The sequence below is a fragment of the Mesorhizobium sp. AA22 genome (genome assembly GCF_001672375.2).
In the GTDB taxonomy this organism is placed as follows: Bacteria; Pseudomonadota; Alphaproteobacteria; order Rhizobiales; family Rhizobiaceae; genus Mesorhizobium; species Mesorhizobium wenxiniae.
On sequence record NZ_CP048406.1, the window covers coordinates 664,070 to 683,509 of the forward strand.

Here is a 19,440-nt window from a genome sequence, read left to right on the forward strand (position 1 = left end):
CATTGCGCCTTGGCCGCGTGCCGGTAAGAACCGGCGGCCACAGAGGAGAAAAGCATGGCGGGTCTGGCCGGCAAGATCGTTGTCGTCACAGCGGCGGCACAAGGCATCGGCCGTGCGAGCGCGCTGGCTTTCGCCAGGGCGGGCGCTGTCGTCCATGCCACCGACATCAATGAGGTGATGCTAGCCGAACTTGGCAAGACGGCTGGCATCAAGACCCGCAAGCTCGACGTGCTGAACGACGAGGCCGTGACGTCGGCCTTCGCCGAGATCGGCGCCGTCGATGTGCTGTTCAACTGCGCCGGCTTCGTCCATTCGGGCTCGATCCTCGAGATGAAGGACGCCGATCTCGACTTTGCTTTGGATCTCAATGTCCGCTCGATGATCCGCACCATCCGCGCCGTGCTGCCCGGCATGCTGGAGCGCGGCGACGGCTCGATCATCAACATGGCGTCGTTGGCGGGCTCGACCAAGGGCGTGCCCAACCGCTTCGTCTACGGCCTGACCAAGGCGGCCGTCATCGGCCTGACCAAATCGATTGCCGCCGATTATGTCGGCAAGGGCATACGCTGCAACGCCATCTGCCCGGGCACGGTCGAAAGCCCGTCGCTGCAGGACCGCATGCACGCGCAGGGCGACTACGAGGCGGCCCGCGCTGCCTTCATCGCCCGCCAGCCCATGGGCCGCCTCGGCACGCCCGAGGAAATCGCCGATCTCGCCGTCTATCTGGCGGGCGCCACCTATACGTCGGGGCAGGCTTATAATATCGACGGTGGCTGGTCGATTTAAGCTCACCTCAATCAAGGAGAGAATTCTATGAAACTGCTGCGCTATGGCGAGGCGGGGAGCGAACGCCCCGGCCTGCTCGATGCGGATGGGACGATCCGTGACCTCTCCGCCCATGTCACCGACATTGCCGGCAAGGCGCTCGACCCGGCATCGCTTGAGACATTGTCGAAGCTCGATCCGAAATCGCTGCCGGCGGTTCCCGGCAAGCCGCGCATCGGCGCCTGCGTCGCCGGGACCGGCAAGTTCATCTGCATCGGCCTGAACTATTCCGACCATGCCGCCGAGACCGGCGCCACGGTGCCGCCGGAGCCGATCATCTTCATGAAGGCGAGCTCGGCCATCGTTGGACCGGACGACGACGTGCTGATCCCGCGCGGCTCTGTGAAGACCGATTGGGAAGTCGAGCTAGGCGTGGTTATCGGCAAGACCGCGAAATATGTCACCGAGGCCGAGGCGCTGGACTATGTCGCCGGCTACTGCGTCGCGCACGACGTTTCCGAACGCGCCTTCCAGGCCGAGCGTCAGGGCCAATGGACTAAGGGCAAGTCCTGCGACACCTTCGGGCCGATCGGCCCGTGGCTGGTGACCAAGGACGAAGTGAAAGACCCGCAGAACATCCCGATGTGGCTGAAGGTCAACGGCAAGACGATGCAGAACGGCTCGACCAAGACCATGGTCTATGGCGTCGCCTACCTGGTTTCCTATCTCAGCCAGTTCATGTCGCTGCATCCGGGCGACATCATCTCGACCGGCACGCCGCCCGGCGTCGGCCTCGGCATGAAGCCACCGGTCTTCCTGAAGGCCGGCGACGTTGTCGAGCTCGGCATCGAAGGGCTGGGCATGCAGAGGCAGACGTTCAAGGCGGATTTATAGGGGCTCTTCCTTCTCCCCTTGGGAGAAGGGGAGTCGGCACCAGCTACTTCAACACCTTCCCATCCGCCCCGAACCGGTAGGTCTTTGCCGGATCCGGCGTCGCATAAAGCGTGGCTCCCGGTTCGGCGTTGTAGACGCCGAAGATGCGCACGGTGATCAGCCCGGCCTTCTCGCAGTCGAGATAGAGGTTGGTGTCGGCGCCAAGATGCTCGGCATGGACGACCGTACCTTTCCAGGCGCCGGATCTCGCATCGACGGTCAAATGCTCGGGACGGACGCCGATGGTCTTGGCCGTTTCGGCAAGCCTAGCGCCGTCGACGAAATTCATCTTCGGTGAGCCGATGAAGCCGGCGACAAACTCATTCGCCGGCGAATTATAAAGCTCCATCGGTCCGCCGATCTGCTCGATCTTTCCGGCGTTGAGCACGACGATCTTGTCGGCCAGCGTCATCGCCTCGACCTGGTCGTGGGTGACATAGATCATCGTCGCCTTCAGCCGGCGGTGCAGTTGCGCGATCTCCAGCCTGGTGTTGACGCGCAGTGCTGCATCGAGGTTCGACAAAGGCTCGTCGAACAGGAAAAGCTTGGGCTCGCGCACCACGGCGCGGCCGATGGCGACGCGCTGGCGCTGGCCGCCTGACAGCTCGGCCGGCCGCCTTGCGAGATAGGGCTCCAGCGACAGCATCGAGGAAGCGATGCCGATGCGGCGGTCGATCTCGGCCGCCGGCGTGCCCGCCTGCTTGAGGCCAAGTCCCATATTGTTCTTCACCGTCAGATGCGGGTAGAGCGCGTAGGTCTGGAACACCATGGCGATGCCGCGTTTGGCCGGCGGGGTTGCGGAGACGTCCGCCCCGTCGATGACCACGCGGCCCGAGGTCGAATCCTCCAGCCCGGCGATGACCCTGAGCAGAGTCGACTTGCCACAGCCGGAGGGCCCGACGAAGACGACGAATTCGCCATCGGTCACTTCGAGGTTGACGCCCTTCAGCACCTCGACCGGCCCAAAAGCCTTCTTCACATTCTCGATGTTCAGCGAGCCCACGGCTTCGTTCCTGTTCTAGAGTTTGACTGGTCTAGAGTCTGATTGGGGCGCCGCTGCGAACGCTCTCGTCGGCGGCAAGGCAGACGGCGAGCGACTTCACCGCGTCGTCCATGTGGCGGGTGAGGTCCAGATCCTCGCGGACCGCTCTGAGCAGAAAAGCCTGTTCGAGGTCGCAGAGATCCTGATGGCCGGGTTCGCCTTCCATCGACAGTATCTCATCCGGCTTGGCGAACTTGCCGCCCGCGCCGGTCGCCGCACTGTGCAGGCGGATGGTCGAGGTCTTGGTATGGGTGTCGATGTCGTCGGATTTGACGCCCTCCTTCATGACGATCGACACGCAGCCATTTGGCGAGATCACGTCCTTCACGAAGAAGGCTGTCTCCGAGATCATCGGCCCCCAGCCGGCCTCGTACCAGCCGACCGAGCCGTCGTCGAACAGCACCTGCAGGTGACCGTAATTGTACATCGTGGGCCCTATCTCGTCGGTCAGCCTCAGCCCCATGCCGCGCACCTCGACCGGCCGGGCGTCGGTGATCTGCAGCATCACGTCGAGATAATGCACGCCGCAATCGACGATCGGCGACGTCGTGCGCATCAACTGCTTGTGCGTCTCCCAGCTATGGCTTGAGGATTGCTGGTTGAGGTTCATGCGGAACACGTAAGGGCCGCCGAGCTTCCGCGCCTCGGCGATCAGCCTGATCCAGGAAGGGTGATGGCGCAGGATGTAGCCGATCACCAGTTTTTTGCCGTTGGCCCTGGCTGCCGCAACGACACGTTTGGCATCCGCCACCGTCGTCGCCAGCGGCTTTTCGACAAAGACATGGCAGCCGGCCTCGAACGCCTTGACCGCATAGTCGGCATGGCTGTCGGAATAGGTGGCGATGCAGGCGACATCGGGCCTTTCGTCGCGCAGCGCCTCGTCGAAGGAGCGCCTGATGCCATAGAAGGAAAGCCCGGCCGGCAGCGGCACATCCGAACGGTTGACCAGTGCGGCGATCTCGAAGCCGGGATTGGTGTGATAGGCCAGCGCATGGCTGCGGCCCATGTTGCCAAGCCCGGCGACGACGACGCGAAGGGGTTGATCCATTTTCAATTTGCCTGTTCTTGCCTGCGCGCTACGAGAGCCACCATCACGTGTGGCTCGCATTCATGTGCGACCCGCAAAGCCGCTTCTTCGCTGTCACAGCGAGACAAAAGTCGGAAGCCATAGGCATCGACCCCATCCTTGATCAGTGAAAGCCTCTGATCGTCAGGCAAGGGATGCTCAAGATTGAGCGCCAGGGTGAACGCCTTCGACTGCTCGTCTTCCATCTGGGAATTGACGCGCCAACGAATGTGACAGTTGTATTCTTTCGGCCGGCGTTCCTTCCCAAGCCGCGTAAACCAGACTGCGGCGTTCATATAGAACTGCGGCCCCCAGGAAGACTTCTGAAGGTTTAGCAAGCAGATGGTCTCCGGCCATTCGCGGTAGAAATTCGTGGCGCGAACGCCTCGAAATCCATAGCGGCTCGCTGTCTCGACAAGGGCCTGTACGATAATCTCTCGACCATCACTCATTTGACCGCTCCCGAGGTGATGCCGCGGATCAGTTGCCGCGAGAAGATGACGTAGAGGATCAGCACCGGCATGATCGCCAGCGACAACGCGGCCAGGATAGCGTTCCAGTTGGTGACGAACTGGCCGAGGAACAGCTGGGCGCCGAGCGTCACCGTCTTGGTCTCCTCCGACGGCGCCAGGATCAGCGGGAACCACAGATCGTTCCAGATCGGGATCATGGTGAAGACCGCGACCGTTGCCATCGATGGCCTCACCAGCGGCAGCACCAGCCGGAAGAAGATGGTGTATTCGGAAAGGCCGTCGATGCGCCCGGCATTCTTCAGATCGTCGGACACCTGCTTCATGAATTCCGACAGGATGAAGACGGCGAGCGGCAGGCCTTGCGCCGTATAAACCAGGATCAGCGCCGTCAGCGTGTTGACCAGCCCGCTCGCCACCATCAGCTGCAGGATGGCGACCGTGCCGAGGCGGATCGGGATCATGATGCCGAGCGCCAGGTAGAGTCCCATCAGCGAATTGCCGCGGAAGCGGTATTCCGACAGCGCGAACGCGGCCATCGCGCCGAACAGCAGCACGAAGAACAGCGAAGCGACGGTGACGACAAGGCTGTTCTGGAAATAGTGAATGAAATCGCCCTGGCCGATCACGGTGGTGTAGCCGATGAGGTCGAAGGTTTTCGGGGTCGGCGGCGCCAGCGGCGCGCCGAAGATCGCCGCGCGCGACTTGAACGAATTGACGATGACGATGATCACCGGAAACAGCGCGATTACCGTGTAGGTCAACAGCACCGCATGGGCGCCGATGGTGCGGGGCAGGGAGCTGGTTGCCGTGCTCATGTCTGGCGCCTCAGAACTGGTAGCGACGCAGGCGCGTCTGGACGAGGAACAGGTAGACGCAGACGCCGCCAAGGATGATCAGGAACATCATCGTGGCGATCGCCGCGCCCATATTGGGATCGCCGATCTGCAGCTGGAAACCGAAGAAGGCGCGGTAGAGGAAGGTGCCGAGGATATCGGTCGAATAGTTCGGCCCGGCCAGCGCGCCCTGCGCGGTGTAGATCAGGTCGAAGGCGTTGAAATTGCCGACGAAGGTCAGGATCGAGATGATGCCGATCGACGGCAGGATCAGCGGCAGCTTGATCTTCCAGAACTGAGACATGCCGGTGACCCCGTCGCATTCGGCCGCTTCGATCACCTCGTCGGGAATGGACAGCAATGCTGCATAGATCAGCATCATCGGGATGCCGACGAACTGCCACACGGAGATCAGGCTGAGCGTGGTCAGCGCAAATTGCTCCTTGCCCAGCCACGGCGTGAACAGGCTTTTCAGGCCGACAAGATCCATCAGATTCGGCGCCACGCCCCAGAGCGGCGACAGGATCAGCTTCCAGGCGAAGCCAACGATGACGAAGGACAGGATCGTGGGGACGAAGATCGCCGTACGGTAGAACGCCGAGAATCTCAGCCTCGGGCTGGACAGCAGCGCCGCCAGAAGCACACCGATCGGGTTCTGCACCACCATGTGGATGATGAAGAACCAGACATTGTTCCTCAGCGCATTCCAGAAGCCCACGGACCAGTTAGGGTCGCCGAACAGCGTGCGGAAGTTGTCCAGCCCCACGAAAACCTGGGACTGGTTGATGTTGCGGAACAGCGCGAGCTGCAGCGTGCCGGCCAGCGGCAGGATCATGATCGCCGTATAGACCAGCACCGCCGGCGCCAGGAAGACGACGATATGCCAGCGGAACGGTCGTTTCGGTGCTGCGGCCATGCGTTCGGTCCCCGCCGATCAGGTTCTTGCAATTGCCGCCAAGGGGCGCGGCGCATCCCCCCTTGAGGGGAGGGTGCCTCGCGGAGCGAGGCGGGTGAGGTCGGCCAAGGCAGTGCGCCATCGTGGTATCGACCGTGCTTTCCAGCAACGATCAGGTCGCAGCCTGCCTCCACCAATCCCCTCCTGTCGCCTTCGGCGACATCTCCCCCTCAAGGGGGGAGATCGCAGCGCTCTGCCTTGGCTCTTACTTCGCCGGCTTGTACCAGCTGTCGAGGCCGTCCTGCAGCTTCTTGGCGGCAGCTTCCGGCGTGACCGTGCCGTTGATGACGTTGGCCGATTCAACCCACGTCTCGTTCTCGAGGTTCGGCGTGCCGCGCCCCAGGATCTGGTAGGTCGAACGGATCGTCGGCTTGCACTTGTCGCGCCAGGAAACGAATTCCTGGGCCAGTGGGTCTTCCATCTTCACCGGGGTGTTGTTCAGGCTGAAGAAGCCCGGCAGCGCGTTGGCGTAGATGGTGGCGAAATCCGGCGAGGCGACCCATGTCAGGAAGGTCTTGGCCGCATCCGCGTTCTTCGAGGCCGCATTGAGGCCCATGCCGATGTCGGTATGGTCGGAGATGTAGCAGGTGTCGCCGGCCTTCTGCACCGGCGGCGGGAATGCGCCCATCTTGAACTGAGCCTGGGTGTTGAACAGCGCGATCTCCCAAGAGCCGGCCGGGTAGATGGCGGCACGGCCGAGCGTGAATAGGTTCTGGCTGTCAGGATAGGTCTGCGCCTCGAAGCCGTCGCCGAGATAGGGCTTCCACTTGGCGAGTTCGGCAAACGGCGCTACCCACTGCGGGTCGGTCAGCTTCTGCTCGCCCTTGATCAAGGCCAAACGGCCTTCTTCGCCCTTCCAGTAGTTCGGGCCGATGTTCTGGTAGCCCATGGTCGCGGCTTCCCAGAGATCCTTGGTGCCCATCGCCATCGGGATGTAGGTGCCGTCGGCCTTGATCTTGTCGAGCGCGGCGTAGAACTCCTCGTTCGTCGTCGGCACCTTGATGCCGAGCTGGTCGAAGGCGTCCTTGTTGTAGATGAAGCCGTGGATGACGGAAGCCATCGGCACGCAGAAGCTGGCCTTGCCGTCGTCGGTCTGCCAGGCGGCCTTGGCGACGTCGGAAAAATTTTCCATGCCGGGCAGCGTCGAAATATCGGCGAGGTTGCCCTTCTTGAAGAGTTCCAGCGACTTGTCGAACGGTCGGCAGGTGATCAGGTCGCCCGCCGAGCCGGCGGCGAGCTTGGCGCCGAGCGCGGCGTCATATTCGGTCGGCGCCGACGGCGCGAACACCACCTTGATGCCGGGGTTCTTGGCCTCAAAAGCCGGGATCAACTTGTCCTTCCAGATGGCGAGGTCATCGCCGCGCCAGCTCTCGATGTTGAGCGTTACATCCTGGGCATAAGCCATTCCGGCGGAGCCGAGAATGCTGGTGCCAAGAAGAAGTGCCGTCAGTAGTTTCTTTGTCATGCTCAGTCTCCCTGTTGACCTTTTTCAGGTTCGGTTTTGAGAACAGAGGCTTTCTGCCCCATGCTCCCCTCGATCGCGGAAAGCGCCGGGCGCAGCTTCTGGCCGGTCCCTTCCAGTATCTTCTCGGCCGCATCGGCGCTGGCGGCGCCGGCGGCGAGCAAAATGGCGGTCTTGACGCCGCCGCCGCTCTTCTCGAGCAGGCGCGCCGCATCCTCCCTGTCGCGCCCGCTGATGGCGGCGACGATGCGTGCGGCGCGGTCGCGCAGCTTGATGTTGTCGGCCATGAGGTTGACCATGTAGCCGTCATGCACATGGCCAAGATGGATGGCGGCCAGCGTCGACAGCATGTTGAGCGCGATCTTCTGGGCGGTGCCGGCGCCCATGCGCGTCGAGCCGGCGATCAGCTCCGGCGGAGTCTCGAGCAATATGGCGATATCGGCCAGCCGAAGCAGCGGCGCATCCTTGTTATTGGCGATGGCGATGGTTGCCGCGCCGCGGCGCCTGGCATCCTCGATCGCTCTGACCGCATAAGGTGTCGAGCCGCTGGCCGAGACCGCGATCAGGCAGTCGCCCTCGCCGATGCCGGCAGCGGCAACCGCTGCCGAGGCGTCGTCGGTGTCGTCCTCCGGTCCGCCGGCCAGTGTCTTGAAGGCATCGTCGCCACCGGCAATCAGGATGGCGATACGGTCGCGCTGAATGCCGAAGGTACCCGGCAGCTCCAGCGCATCGGCCAGCGCCATCAGGCCCGAGCTGCCGGCTGCCGCGTAAGCGAGCTTGCCGCCGTTGTTCAGCCGGCTGGCGATGATTTCGGCTGCTTTGGCGATGGCAGAAATGGCGCCGTGCACCGCCTTGGCGGCCTCGATCTGCGCATTGGCCAAAGAGGAAAGGATGGCGTCCGGGGCCTGGATGTCCAGCCCCTCGGCATTCTGGTGAAGCGCTTCGGTGCGCGTTTCGGCCATCCGCTTTCCTCCAATCCAGAAAACCATACCAAAAAAATACCACTTGTCCACACGCATTAGCGATTTCCCTGCTCGGAATTGGCTTTCGGGCAAAATACGCACGTTTTTCAAGCAGATGCGGCTTAATCTTTTTGAAACGGAAATTAATCCTTGGCTATTGGTATTTTATTGGTATTATCCGCCCGGAGGAGAAATCGCGTGAATTTCGTGCTTGGCATCGATGGCGGCGGCACCAGCTGCAGGGCGGCCCTTGCAACAGTGGACGGCACCGTCGTCGGCCGCGCCAAGAGTGGCGCGGCCAACATCCGCACCGATCTAACCGGCGCCAGGGCCAACATCGTCGAGGCGGCAAAACAGGCCTTTGTCGCCGCCGGACAAGACCCCGAAATGATCCCGCAAACCCCGGCCATCCTCGGCCTCGCCGGCGCCAATGTCGGCACCTACAGGCAGCAGCTCGAAGCAATCCTGCCGTTCAGCATCAGCCGTGTCGAGACCGACGCCGAGATCGCCCTGGAAGGCGCGGTCGGCTCCGGTGACGGCGCCATGGCCATCCTCGGCACCGGCACCGCCTACATGGCGCGCAGACAAGGCAAGTCGCGCGCCATCGGCGGGTGGGGATTCCAGGTCGGCGACCAGGGCAGCGGCGCCCGCATCGGCCGCGACCTGCTCGAACAGACGCTGCTCGCCTATGACGGCATTCGCCAGGGATCGCGGCTGACACAGGCCATGCTCGCCATCTTCCGCAACAATCCCGAGGATTTGGTCGAGTTCACCACCAACGCCAAGCCGGGTGATTTCGGCGGCTTCGCGCCCAAGGTCTTCGAGCATGCCGAAAAGGGCGATGTCGTCGCCAACTGGATCCTCGACAAGGCGGTCGCCGATGTCGAGGCCGCACTTGGCGTGCTCGATCTCGGCAGCAACGATCCGCTCTGCTTGCTCGGCGGACTGGCGCCGCTCTATGCACCACGCCTGTCGGCGCGCTACCGGGCGCTGCTGAAGCCGCCGCTCGACGATGCGCTGGGCGGCGCGGTGCAGATGGCGGTTCGTGTCTTCTCGATGACTGCGGAGGGGGCACGATGAGCGAAGCCGCCGACCAGATCTTCGCGACCCTGAAACACTCGGCGCAAAGCGGCGCACCGCTTTATCTGCAGCTCAGGAAGAGCATCGAGGACGCGGTCAATCGCGGCCTGATCGGACCGGGCGACGCGCTGCCTTCCGAGCGCGACATCGCCAGCATGGCGGACATTTCGCGCGTCACCGTGCGCAAGGCGGTTCAGGACCTAGTCAAGGGCGGCATCCTCGTCCAGCGCCACGGCTCCGGCACCTTCGTCGCGCCGCGTATGGAGCGCGTCGAGCAGTCGCTGTCGCGGCTGACGTCCTTCACCGAGGACATGGCGCGGCGCGGCATGGCTGTCAGTTCAGCCTGGCTCGATCGCGGCCTCTATGCGCCCTCGCCGGACGAGATGATGGTGCTTGGCCTGTCGTCGAACGAGCTGGTGGCACGCGTAGCGCGCCTGCGCATCGCCAACGATACGCCGTTGGCGATCGAACGAGCCGCACTGTCGGCCAGCGTGCTGCCGGACCCGGCAGCAATTGGGTCGTCGCTCTATGCGGCGCTGGAAACGACCGGCTTCCGGCCGGTGCGGGCGGTGCAGCGCATCTCCGCGGCCAATCTCGGCGACGACGACGCGCGCCTGCTCGAAGTGCCGCCAGGCATTGCCGGGCTGCACATCGAGCGTATTTCCTATCTGGCGAGCGGCAAGGTTATCGAATTCACCCGCTCCATCTACAGAGGCGACGCCTATGATTTCGTCGCCGAACTCCGGCTGAGCGGGCCGGGCGAAGAGGGCCGGCCATGAGCGCGACGAGCAGCCAAAAGGGTGACACCCATATGCGGCGCGAGATCGAGGAGATCCCGGAGGCCACCGCGCGCCTGCTCGACGGCTCGGCAGCGGTGCTGACGGAGGCCGGGCGCGGCATTCGCGAGCGCGATCCGCAGTTCGTCGTCACCGTGGCGCGCGGCTCCTCCGACCATGCCGCCACCTTCATGAAGTATGCGGTGGAGCTGACCGCCAGCCTCGCCGTCGCTTCGGTCGGCCCATCGATCGCCTCGATCTATGGCGCCGAGCTCAAGCTCGGCGGCTCGGCTTGCCTGGCGATCTCGCAGTCGGGCAAGAGCCCGGACATCGTCGCCATGGCGCAGGCCGCGAGAGCCGGCGGTTCGCTGACCGTCGCAATCACCAACACCGCCGATTCGCCGCTGGCGCGGGCCTCCGATTATGCGATCGACATTCTGGCCGGCCCGGAACGCAGCGTCGCCGCGACGAAGACTTTCGTCAATTCGGCCGTCGCCGGCCTCGCTTTGATGGCGCATAGCACCGGCGACGACAAGTTGCTGGCGGCGCTCGCCCATTTGCCGGAACATTTCCGCAAGGCGATCGCCTGCGACTGGATGGCGCTGGCCAGTGCCCTTGAGACGCCGAAATCGCTGTTCATCCTAGGTCGCGGTCCGTCCGCTGCGATCGCCAATGAAGCAGCGCTTAAGTTCAAGGAAACCTGTGCCATGCACGCCGAGGCCTATAGTGCTGCCGAAGTGATGCATGGCCCGCTGGCACTGGTCGGGCCTGATTTCCCGGTGCTGGCGCTCGCCGCCCGCGACGCTTCCGAGCCGTCGGTTGCCGAGGCCGCCGACAGCATGGCGGCCAAGGGCGCGGCCGTCTTTGTGACCTCGGGCAAGGCGAAAAGCGCTCAGCACCTGCCGCATGTCGCCACCGGCCATCCGCTGACCGACCCGCTGGCGCTGATCGTGTCCTTCTATGGATTCGTCGAGGCCTTTGCCCGACATCGCGGCCTCGATCCGGACACGCCGCCCAATCTGCGCAAGGTGACGGAAACCATATGAGCGACCGTTTTGCCCTGACGGGGGCCCGGATCTTCGACGGCGACGACTGGCACGACGATGCCGCGCTTGTCGTGCGTGACGGCCTCGTGGAAGCCATCGTTGCCGTCGGCGCCGTTCCATCCGGTGTCGAGCGTATCGAAACCGGCGGCGGCATGCTTGCGCCGGGCTTCGTCGACCTGCAGGTTAATGGCGGCGGCGGGGTCATGCTCAACGACCATCCTGATGTCGCGTCGATCGAAACCATCTGCCGGGCGCACGCGCCGTTCGGTACGACCGCGCTGTTGCCGACGCTGATCACCGACACGCCTGAGATCACCGCCGCGGCGGTTGCCGCCGGAGCGGAGGCCGCAAAGCAAAAGGTGGCTGGCTTTTTGGGCCTGCATCTCGAAGGCCCGCATCTGTCGATCGCCCGCAAGGGCGCGCATGACCCAGCGCTGATCCGACCGATGCTGGATGCCGACCAGGCGATGCTGATTGCGACGCGAAAAACCCTGCCGGTGCTGCTGACCACGATCGCGCCGGAATCCGTCGAAACCGTGCGCGTTTCGGCGCTCGCCGAGGCCGGCATCGTCGTCAGCCTCGGCCATTCCGACACCGGCTATGCCAAGGCGCGCGCGTTCGCCGATGCCGGCGCAACAATGGTCACCCATCTGTTCAACGCCATGAGCCAGATCGGCAATCGTGAGCCGGGGTTGGCGGGTGCCGCCATCGATACGGACACGTTGTTCGCCGGCATCATCGCCGACGGCATCCATGTCGATCCCGCCACCATGGCCATCGCGCTGCGCGCCAAGCAGGGTCCGGCAAAAATTTTCCTGGTCACCGACGCCATGGCGACGATCGGCACCGACATGACCTCGTTCACGCTGAACGGCCGCACCATCTACCGCAAGGACGGTAGCCTGCGGCTAGCCGACGGGACCCTGGCCGGCGCCGATCTCGACATGATCTCCGCCGTGCGCTTCGTCCACCGCGTCGTCGGACTGAACCTTTCGGAAGCGCTGCGCATGGCTTCGTTCTATCCGGCGCAGGCTATCGGCCAGTCGCACCGGCTCGGACGTTTTGCCAAAGGCACCGCCGCCGATATCGTTGCGCTGTCGGGCGAATTGGACGTCAGGGGCGTCTGGATAGAAGGCGACAGGGTTTTCGGGGTCGGCGCCAACTGGGTGTAACCTTAAAGTCAGCCGGCTTTGGCCGGAGCGTAGAGGTCCTTGTAGGTTTCGCGTAGCAGGTTCTTCTGCACCTTGCCCATCGTGTTGCGCGGCAGTTCGTCGACGAAGATCACCTGCTTCGGATGCTTGTATTTCGCCAGCCGCCCGGCGATGGCGCCGACGATCTCGGCAGCGGTGATGGTCGAGGCCGGCGTCCGCACCACGATCGCGGTGACGCCCTCGCCGAAATCCGGATGGGCAACGCCGATGACAGCGCTTTCGGCGACGCCGGGCAGCGCGTCGAGCTCGCTCTCGACCTCCTTCGGATAGATGTTGTAGCCGCCGGAAATGATCAGATCCTTGCCGCGCCCGACGATGTGGACATAGCCGCCGGCGTCGATCAGGCCGAGATCCCCGGTGATGAAGAAGCCGTCATCACGGAATTCCGCCTTGGTCTTTTCCGGCATGCGCCAATAGCCGGAAAAGACATTGGGACCCTTCACCTCGATCATGCCGACCTCGCCCTGCGCAAGTGTTTCGCCGCTCTCGGGGTCGGCGATGCGCAGCGCGACGCCGGGCAGGGGAAAACCGACCGTGCCGGCGCGCCGCTCGCCATGATAGGGGTTCGACGTGTTCATGTTGGTCTCGGTCATGCCGTAGCGCTCGATGATCGAATGGCCGGTGCGCTCGCGCCAGGCCTTGTGCGTCTCGGCCAGCAGCGGCGCCGATCCGGAAACGAACAGGCGGATGTTTTTCGCCGCTTGCCGGTTCAAGCCGTCCTGCTGCAACAGGCGCACATAAAAGGTCGGCACGCCCATCAGCGCCGTGGCCCGCGGCAGCAGCGAGACGATGCGGGCCGGGTCGAACCTGGTTTCGAACAGCATCGAGGCGCCGGCCATCAGGATGACGTTGGTGGCGACGAAGAGGCCATGCGTGTGGAAGATCGGCAGCGCGTGGATCAAGACGTCTGCGGCAGTGAAGCGCCACTGGTCGACCAGAACCCGCGCATTTGAGGCGAGGTTCTCATGGCTGAGCATGGCGCCTTTCGAGCGGCCGGTGGTCCCCGACGTGTACAGGATCGCCGCAAGATCGTCCGGCCCGCGCACCACGTCGCGGAAGTCCGAAGACCGCCGCGAGGCCTGATCCATCAACGAGCCTTCGCCATTGCCGCCGAGCGTGACTGCGATAGCGCCCGATCTCTCCGCCAAGGCCCCGATATCGGCTGCCCGTGCCGGATCGCAGACGACCAGCCGCGGCTCGGCATCGCCGAAGAAGTAGTCGAGCTCGGTCAGCGTGTAGGCGGTGTTGAGCGGCAGGAAGACCGCGCCGGCGCGCAGGCAAGCGAGATAGAGGAAAATGGCCTCGGCGCTCTTCTCGACCTGGACGGCGACGCGGTCGCCGGGTTCGACGCCCAATTGCAGAAGCGCATGTGCCAGTTGCGCGGACTGCGCCAGCATATCGCCATAGGATATCGAGCGCCCGTCATCCCTCTCCATCAACAGACGCTCGGGCGCCGGCATCCCGGCGCGGAAAGCGTCGAACAAATGGTTGCTCATGCATCCCTCCGAGTCTGGGCAGCCGCCGGAAGCGGTGGTGCGGCCGGTCTCGCTGGTTTCGGCAGCAGGCGGCGCACAGCGGGCGCGGCCGCCACATCGTTCCTGGCGGCGAACAGCTCGTGGTTCTCCTCGATATCGTCGAGCTTGTAGCGATAATTGACCATCAGGCCATGCGCCTGACGTAAGGCGCGGGGCGACAGGTCGCCGAAAAGGTCGATGCGCTCCAGCCGGGCGCCATTGCCGAGATGGAACCGGGCGACCGGATCGATCACCTTGCCGGAGGCGGTGCGGGCTTCGAGGAAATACTGTGCCGCAAGAGGAAGCAGGGCCTGGCCCACGCGGTCGCGCATCGCAGCATCCGCGTGCCAACCCTGGTTGGCGACGAGGTCCAGCACTTCGGCGGCGGAGGGGATGGTTTCGGCCTGCTCGGCCAGCCAGCGGGCAAAGCCCGGCACCGGGGACAGTGTGACGAAATCCGTCAGGCCGGGAAGGTCGCGGCGCAGGTCCTCGACCACCTGCTTGATCAGGAAGTTGCCGAACGAGATGCCGCGCAAGCCCTCCTGGCAGTTGGAGATGGAATAGAACACTGCCGTCGTGGCCAGCCGTGGCTGCACCAGCGGCCGCTCGTCGGCAAGCAGCTCGGCGATTGTCGTCGGCATCGCCCGGGTGAGCGCGACCTCGACGAAGATCAGCGGCTCGTCACCGAGCTGTGGATGAAAGAACGCATAGCAGAGCCGGTCGTCGGGTTCGATCCGGCGGCGCAGATCGTCCCAGGTGTGGATGGCGTGCACCGCCTCGTAGCGGATGATTTTTTCCAGAATGTTGGCTGGCGTCGACCAGTCGATCCGCCGCAGCACCAGGAAGCCGCGGTTGAACCATGACGACAGGAGGTGCGTGAAGTCGGCATCGACGATGGCGAGATCGGGCGATGTGGGCAGCCGGGCAAGCAGATCCTGGCGCATGCGCACCAGCGTCTCGATGCCGCCGGGCGCCAGGTTCAGGCGGCGCAGAAGCTCCTGTCTTGCCGGTTCGGCGGCATCATGCAGGGTAAGTGCCGAGCGATCGTCGGGCGCGGCGCGATAGGCATCCACCGCGGCGGCAAGCTTGGCATGATCGGTGCCGAAGCGATCGCGCAGCACATGCAGGAAAGCCAGCCTTCCGTCGGCGCCGAGGGTGCGCCAGCGCTCAAGAATTTCCCGGGCATAGGCGACGCCCGATGCCTCGCCCTGGCTGGAAAGTAGACGGGCGCACAGACGCCCCAGGCTGTCGGCCGAGACCGGCTCGTCACCGCGAACGAGGTTCAGCATCATCCGGCCGCGATCGGCGATGGTGTTCAGCAGGTCAGCGAAGAAAGGGCTGCGGTTCATCGATCCGACCGTCGAAGAGGAGCCCTGCGGGAAGGTCCGAAGAGGCATCAGCGTGAGAAAGAGAATATGGATGTAGTTTCTGTTATGCCAATAAAATTGCCCAAAAATGGACAAAGACATTTTTGGCTGGGGGACCGTATGTCACGAGCACAACCGCACCGGCGTCGGCCAACGAATTCCTGACCGGCTGACGAGACGGCGCGTTTGGTAACGACGCCGGCAGCGTCAGCCGGCCGCCCGGTCGGCCGCTGTCCTGATCGCCTCGATGTTCCCCCGATAGGCTTCAACGCTGCCGCCCTTGAAGATGGCTGCACCGGCGACCAGCACGCTGGCGCCGGCGGCGGTGACCAAAGGTGCCGTTTGCGGCGAGATGCCGCCGTCGATCTCGATCCGGATCGGCCGATTGCCGATCAGCGCCTTCACCCGCTTCACCTTCTCGACGACTCCCGGAATGAAGGCTTGGCCGCCAAAACCCGGATTGACGGTCATGATCAGGATCAGATCGAGCCGGTCGAGCACATATTCGACCGCCGATTCCGGCGTCGCCGGATTGAGCGACACGCCGGCCTTCTTGCCGAGGTTCCTGATCGTCTGCAGCGAACGGTCGAGATGCGGCCCGGCCTCGGCATGCACTGTCATGCCGTCGCAGCCGGCTTCGGCGAAAGCCCCCAGATAGGGGTCGGCCGGCGCGATCATCAGATGGCAGTCGAAGAAGGCCTTGGTGCGGTTGCGAATCGCCTTGATCACCGGTGGGCCGAAAGTGATGTTGGGCACGAAATGCCCGTCCATGACGTCGAGATGGATCCAGTCGGCGCCGGCCGCCGCCACCGCCTCGACCTCGTCGCCGAGCTTCGAAAAATCCGACGCAAGCACCGATGGCGCGATCAGGGTTTTTTTGCTCATGATCCGGCCTTTCCAGGCGCCCGTGGTTGCGGGCGCATCGTCTGGGTCGACTGCTAGACCATGATCCCAAAAAGGGGAAGCCGGTTGTTCCTGGCGCGATGGCGTCAGATGTCGGCACCAAGACCCCGCCGGATTGCTCCGGCGGGGTCTTGTGGTTGCGAATGGTTAGTTAACTATGCTGTCGCGCGCCGGATTCTGCTGTCGTGGAATCCGTTGCTTTTGCTCGGCAGGCGCGCCACCGGGGGCGGAAAGTCGCGCGGATAGAAAGGCGGCAGGTAACCGCCGCCCGGTATCTGCTCGTAATAGCCGGCACGGCCCTCGCTGGGGTGCAAGACCTCGACGTCGCCGACATGAGCTTCAACCTTGGGGTCTTCGAAATAGCCATCGAAGTCGACGAACCATGAGCCGAACGGCGGGACGTTGGCCGGCCTGACCAGCGCCGTCGCGTGATCTGCACGCCGTGCATGGCGAGCGGCCCGCCGCCGGCAAGCTGTTCGGCAAGTGTCCGGGGGGCGACGGGAGAAACATCCGGCGTTTCCGCGCAAATCAGGGCAAGGCGCGACGTTCCGGCACGTTTTTCCCTGATCGAATTGTCTGCTTTCCTCATAATCACGATACGTCGGCTCTTGTGGTGGGTCAACGGAATCAGCGGAAGCCCAGCGCGTCGAGCCGATCCCGGAAGCGGTGATCGCACCGAGTTCCCGCAAACCGCGGAGCCTCTGGATTTCCAGTCATGGGCCTTTCCTTTTCCGGGCCGCACCACGCGGCGCATCTGGGTGTCAGTCGCGAACCGACGCGGAAAGGTTCATGGGAGCCATGGCCGGAGAACCCGGCCGGCCCAAGAAAAGGATGTTGGATGCCTTGCGCAGAATGCTTGCGCGCCGCGCAGCCTGTTCTTATATACGCGCCAAGCCGTTCGGCGCCGGAATGCCGGTTGCCGAAGCGGAATTTCTTGTGAACAGGGGCTTTCGTCGGAACGCCTGTACGGGTCCTGAGAGCCTGCTTAGCGGAGAGATTAGAAAAATGGCAAAAGTAATCGGTATCGATCTGGGGACTACCAACTCCTGCGTCGCCATCATGGACGGCAAGGAATCGAAGGTCATCGAGAATGCGGAAGGCGCGCGCACGACCCCTTCCATCGTCGCCATCAACAGCGACGGCGAGCGCCTCGTCGGCCAGCCGGCCAAGCGCCAGGCGGTCACCAATCCCGAAAACACCATCTTCGCGGTCAAACGCCTGATTGGCCGTCGCTATGACGATCCGGTGACGGAAAAGGACAAGAAGCTTGTCCCCTACAAGATCGTCAAGGGCGACAATGGCGACGCCTGGGTCGAGGCCGGCGGCAAGAAGCAGTCGCCCAGCCAGATCTCGGCAATGATCCTGCAGAAGATGAAGGAAACGGCGGAAGCCTATCTCGGCGAGAAGGTCGAGAAGGCGGTCATCACCGTTCCGGCCTATTTCAACGATGCCCAGCGCCAGGCCACCAAGGATGCCGGCAAGATCGCCGGCCTGGAAGTGCTGCGCATCATCAACGAGCCAACCGCGGCCGCACTTGCCTACGGCCTCGACAAGAAGGAAGGCAAGACTATTGCCGTCTATGACCTTGGCGGCGGTACGTTCGACATTTCGGTGCTCGAAATCGGCGACGGCGTCTTCGAGGTGAAGTCGACCAATGGCGACACCTTCCTCGGCGGCGAGGATTTCGACATGCGTCTGGTCGAATATCTGGCGGCCGAATTCAAGAAGGAACAGGGCATCGATCTGCGGAGCGACAAGCTCGCCCTTCAGCGCCTCAAGGAAGCAGCCGAAAAGGCCAAGATCGAGCTGTCGTCGACGACGCAGACCGAGATCAACCTGCCCTTCATCACTGCCGATGCCACCGGTCCCAAGCACCTGACGCTGAAGCTGACGCGTGCGAAGTTCGAGAGCCTGGTCGAGGATCTCGTCCAGCGCACGATCGATCCCTGCAAGGCGGCGCTCAAGGATGCCGGCCTCAAGGCCGGCGAAATCGACGAGGTCGTCCTGGTCGGCGGCATGACCCGCATGCCCAAGATCCAGGAGATCGTAAAGCAGTTCTTCGGCAAGGAGCCGCACAAGGGCGTCAATCCGGATGAGGTCGTCGCATTGGGCGCCGCCATCCAGGCCGGCGTGCTGCAGGGCGACGTCAAGGACGTGCTGCTGCTCGACGTGACGCCGCTGTCGCTTGGCATCGAGACGCTGGGTGGCGTGTTCACGCGGCTGATCGAACGCAACACGACGATCCCGACGAAGAAAAGCCAGGTGTTCTCGACGGCCGAGGATTCACAGTCGGCCGTGACCATCCGCGTCTTCCAGGGCGAGCGTGAAATGGCCGCCGACAACAAGGCGCTCGGCCAGTTCGACCTGGTCGGCATTCCGCCGGCGCCGCGTGGCGTGCCGCAGATCGAGGTCACTTTCGACATCGACGCCAACGGCATCGTCAATGTCTCGGCCAAGGACAAGGGCACCGGCAAGGAGCACCAGATCCGCATCCAGGCGTCTGGCGGCCTTTCGGACGCCGATATCGAGAAGATGGTGAAGGACGCCGAAGCCAATGCCGAGGCCGATAAGAAGCGGCGCGCGCTGGTCGAGGCCCGCAACCAGGCCGAGGCGCTGGTGCATTCCTCGGAGAAGTCGCTGAAGGAGTATGGCGAGAAGGTTTCCGAGGCGGACCGCACGGCGATCGCCGATGCGATCGCGGCGCTGAAGACCGCTGCCGAAGGCGACGACGCGACCGAGATCGAAGCCAAGACGCAGGCGCTCGCCGAAACCTCGATGAAGCTCGGCCAAGCCATGTACGAAGCTTCGCAGAAGGAAGCCGCGGAGGCTGACGCCAAGGCGGATGCCGCCAAGGACAGCGACGTGGTGGATGCCGATTTCGAGGAAATCAACGAGGACGACGACAAGAAGAAGTCGGCCTGAGCGGCCTGACGGCAGATTATCGCAGAAGGCCCGGCGCAAAGCCGGGCTTTTTTGCAACTCTGGCCGAAAAAGTGCGGGCTTGATCGGAAAAATGCGAGCAAGCCCGCGTCGACACTGGCATCCAGGCGCC

Annotated in this window: 17 protein-coding genes and 1 pseudogene; 7 read left to right on the forward strand and 11 right to left on the reverse strand. The window is 63.8% G+C overall.

Annotated features, from left to right (window positions below):
• The first annotated feature begins 54 nt into the window (after positions 1 to 54).
• Together A9K68_RS03145 and A9K68_RS03150 are read left to right on the forward strand one after the other, a co-directional pair.
• On the forward strand, positions 55 to 786 hold the full coding sequence (locus A9K68_RS03145) for an SDR family oxidoreductase (RefSeq protein ID WP_065009956.1): 732 nt from the start codon (positions 55 to 57) through the stop codon (positions 784 to 786).
• Positions 787 to 813: 27 nt separating this feature from the next.
• On the forward strand, positions 814 to 1,659 hold the full coding sequence (locus A9K68_RS03150) for a fumarylacetoacetate hydrolase family protein (protein WP_065009955.1): 846 nt from the start codon (positions 814 to 816) through the stop codon (positions 1,657 to 1,659).
• A 43-nt stretch (positions 1,660 to 1,702) separates the two neighbouring features.
• Here A9K68_RS03150 and A9K68_RS03155 read toward each other — a convergent pair whose 3' ends face one another.
• The 7 genes from A9K68_RS03155 to A9K68_RS03185 all read right to left on the reverse strand — a co-directional run bounded on the left by A9K68_RS03155 (position 1,703) and on the right by A9K68_RS03185 (position 8,491).
• Positions 1,703 to 2,701, reverse strand: a complete 999-nt coding sequence (locus tag A9K68_RS03155) for an ABC transporter ATP-binding protein (protein WP_065009954.1) — start codon at positions 2,699 to 2,701, stop codon at positions 1,703 to 1,705.
• Between the two features lie 31 nt (positions 2,702 to 2,732).
• On the reverse strand, positions 2,733 to 3,788 hold the full coding sequence (locus A9K68_RS03160; RefSeq protein WP_065009953.1) for a Gfo/Idh/MocA family oxidoreductase: 1,056 nt from the start codon (positions 3,786 to 3,788) through the stop codon (positions 2,733 to 2,735).
• A gap of 2 nt (positions 3,789 to 3,790) precedes the next feature.
• On the reverse strand, positions 3,791 to 4,258 hold the full coding sequence (locus tag A9K68_RS03165; protein ID WP_065009952.1) for a DUF4304 domain-containing protein: 468 nt from the start codon (positions 4,256 to 4,258) through the stop codon (positions 3,791 to 3,793).
• A complete protein-coding gene (locus A9K68_RS03170) occupies positions 4,255 to 5,094 on the reverse strand; it encodes a carbohydrate ABC transporter permease (protein WP_065009951.1) in 840 nt (279 codons plus the stop codon). Before A9K68_RS03170 ends, A9K68_RS03165 begins: the two co-directional genes overlap by 4 nt.
• A 10-nt stretch (positions 5,095 to 5,104) precedes the next feature.
• Entirely contained in the window at positions 5,105 to 6,028 is a 924-nt protein-coding gene (locus A9K68_RS03175) for a sugar ABC transporter permease (RefSeq protein WP_065009950.1), read from the reverse strand.
• A 244-nt stretch (positions 6,029 to 6,272) separates the two neighbouring features.
• Positions 6,273 to 7,532 carry an ABC transporter substrate-binding protein gene (locus A9K68_RS03180; RefSeq protein ID WP_065009949.1) on the reverse strand — a complete coding sequence of 420 codons (1,260 nt, stop codon included), beginning with the start codon at positions 7,530 to 7,532 and terminating at the stop codon, positions 6,273 to 6,275.
• A gap of 2 nt (positions 7,533 to 7,534) precedes the next feature.
• Positions 7,535 to 8,491 (reverse strand): N-acetylmuramic acid 6-phosphate etherase, encoded by a 957-nt coding sequence (locus A9K68_RS03185; RefSeq protein ID WP_065009986.1) that lies wholly within the window; start codon positions 8,489 to 8,491, stop codon positions 7,535 to 7,537.
• 198 nt (positions 8,492 to 8,689) lie between these two features.
• On the opposite strand from A9K68_RS03185, the gene A9K68_RS03190 reads away from it, so the two are divergent.
• From A9K68_RS03190 to nagA, 4 genes are read left to right on the forward strand one after another with little or no spacing between them, the layout of a single operon-like run.
• The gene (locus tag A9K68_RS03190) at positions 8,690 to 9,571 is read left to right on the forward strand and encodes an N-acetylglucosamine kinase (RefSeq protein ID WP_065009948.1); all 882 of its coding nucleotides are present in this window, start codon (positions 8,690 to 8,692) and stop codon (positions 9,569 to 9,571) included.
• Positions 9,568 to 10,350: a GntR family transcriptional regulator gene (locus A9K68_RS03195; RefSeq protein WP_065009947.1), complete on the forward strand. Its 783-nt coding sequence runs from the start codon at positions 9,568 to 9,570 to the stop codon at positions 10,348 to 10,350. The genes A9K68_RS03190 and A9K68_RS03195 overlap by 4 nt, the downstream gene beginning before the upstream one ends.
• Entirely contained in the window at positions 10,347 to 11,393 is a 1,047-nt protein-coding gene (locus A9K68_RS03200; protein WP_065009946.1) for an SIS domain-containing protein, read from the forward strand. The genes A9K68_RS03195 and A9K68_RS03200 overlap by 4 nt, the downstream gene beginning before the upstream one ends.
• Positions 11,390 to 12,565: an N-acetylglucosamine-6-phosphate deacetylase gene (nagA, locus tag A9K68_RS03205; protein WP_065009945.1), complete on the forward strand. Its 1,176-nt coding sequence runs from the start codon at positions 11,390 to 11,392 to the stop codon at positions 12,563 to 12,565. Before A9K68_RS03200 ends, nagA begins: the two co-directional genes overlap by 4 nt.
• 8 nt (positions 12,566 to 12,573) lie before the next feature.
• Here nagA and A9K68_RS03210 read toward each other — a convergent pair whose 3' ends face one another.
• The 4 genes and pseudogenes from A9K68_RS03210 to A9K68_RS03225 all read right to left on the reverse strand — a co-directional run.
• Complete coding sequence (locus A9K68_RS03210) at positions 12,574 to 14,100, reverse strand: malonyl-CoA synthase (protein WP_065009944.1); 1,527 nt, start codon at positions 14,098 to 14,100, stop codon at positions 12,574 to 12,576.
• Complete coding sequence (locus tag A9K68_RS03215; RefSeq protein ID WP_065009985.1) at positions 14,097 to 15,467, reverse strand: malonyl-CoA decarboxylase; 1,371 nt, start codon at positions 15,465 to 15,467, stop codon at positions 14,097 to 14,099. The genes A9K68_RS03210 and A9K68_RS03215 overlap by 4 nt, the downstream gene beginning before the upstream one ends.
• Before the next feature lie 225 nt (positions 15,468 to 15,692).
• Positions 15,693 to 16,370, reverse strand: a complete 678-nt coding sequence (rpe, locus tag A9K68_RS03220) for a ribulose-phosphate 3-epimerase (RefSeq protein WP_065009943.1) — start codon at positions 16,368 to 16,370, stop codon at positions 15,693 to 15,695.
• Positions 16,371 to 16,609: 239 nt separating this feature from the next.
• Positions 16,610 to 16,875, reverse strand: a pseudogene (locus A9K68_RS03225) (hypothetical protein); the annotation flags it as partial.
• A 518-nt stretch (positions 16,876 to 17,393) separates the two neighbouring features.
• On the opposite strand from A9K68_RS03225, the gene dnaK reads away from it, so the two are divergent.
• Entirely contained in the window at positions 17,394 to 19,310 is a 1,917-nt protein-coding gene (gene dnaK / locus A9K68_RS03230; protein WP_065006542.1) for a molecular chaperone DnaK, read from the forward strand.
• The last annotated feature ends 130 nt before the right edge of the window (positions 19,311 to 19,440 follow it).

Excerpts from the sequence above, each read along its gene's own strand:
- A9K68_RS03180 (WP_065009949.1), bottom strand. The coding sequence starts at position 7,532 with ATGACAAAGAAACTACTGACGGCACTTCTTCTTGGCACCAGCATTCTC.
- A9K68_RS03175 (WP_065009950.1), bottom strand. The coding sequence starts at position 6,028 with ATGGCCGCAGCACCGAAACGACCGTTCCGCTGGCATATCGTCGTCTTC.
- A9K68_RS03150 (WP_065009955.1), top strand. The coding sequence starts at position 814 with ATGAAACTGCTGCGCTATGGCGAGGCGGGGAGCGAACGCCCCGGCCTG.
- A9K68_RS03160 (WP_065009953.1), bottom strand. The coding sequence starts at position 3,788 with ATGGATCAACCCCTTCGCGTCGTCGTCGCCGGGCTTGGCAACATGGGC.
- A9K68_RS03210 (WP_065009944.1), bottom strand. The coding sequence starts at position 14,100 with ATGAGCAACCATTTGTTCGACGCTTTCCGCGCCGGGATGCCGGCGCCC.
- rpe (WP_065009943.1), bottom strand. The coding sequence starts at position 16,370 with ATGAGCAAAAAAACCCTGATCGCGCCATCGGTGCTTGCGTCGGATTTT.
- A9K68_RS03185 (WP_065009986.1), bottom strand. The coding sequence starts at position 8,491 with ATGGCCGAAACGCGCACCGAAGCGCTTCACCAGAATGCCGAGGGGCTG.
- A9K68_RS03170 (WP_065009951.1), bottom strand. The coding sequence starts at position 5,094 with ATGAGCACGGCAACCAGCTCCCTGCCCCGCACCATCGGCGCCCATGCG.
- A9K68_RS03145 (WP_065009956.1), top strand. The coding sequence starts at position 55 with ATGGCGGGTCTGGCCGGCAAGATCGTTGTCGTCACAGCGGCGGCACAA.
- dnaK (WP_065006542.1), top strand. The coding sequence starts at position 17,394 with ATGGCAAAAGTAATCGGTATCGATCTGGGGACTACCAACTCCTGCGTC.
- A9K68_RS03195 (WP_065009947.1), top strand. The coding sequence starts at position 9,568 with ATGAGCGAAGCCGCCGACCAGATCTTCGCGACCCTGAAACACTCGGCG.
- A9K68_RS03215 (WP_065009985.1), bottom strand. The coding sequence starts at position 15,467 with ATGAACCGCAGCCCTTTCTTCGCTGACCTGCTGAACACCATCGCCGAT.
- A9K68_RS03200 (WP_065009946.1), top strand. The coding sequence starts at position 10,347 with ATGAGCGCGACGAGCAGCCAAAAGGGTGACACCCATATGCGGCGCGAG.
- A9K68_RS03165 (WP_065009952.1), bottom strand. The coding sequence starts at position 4,258 with ATGAGTGATGGTCGAGAGATTATCGTACAGGCCCTTGTCGAGACAGCG.
- nagA (WP_065009945.1), top strand. The coding sequence starts at position 11,390 with ATGAGCGACCGTTTTGCCCTGACGGGGGCCCGGATCTTCGACGGCGAC.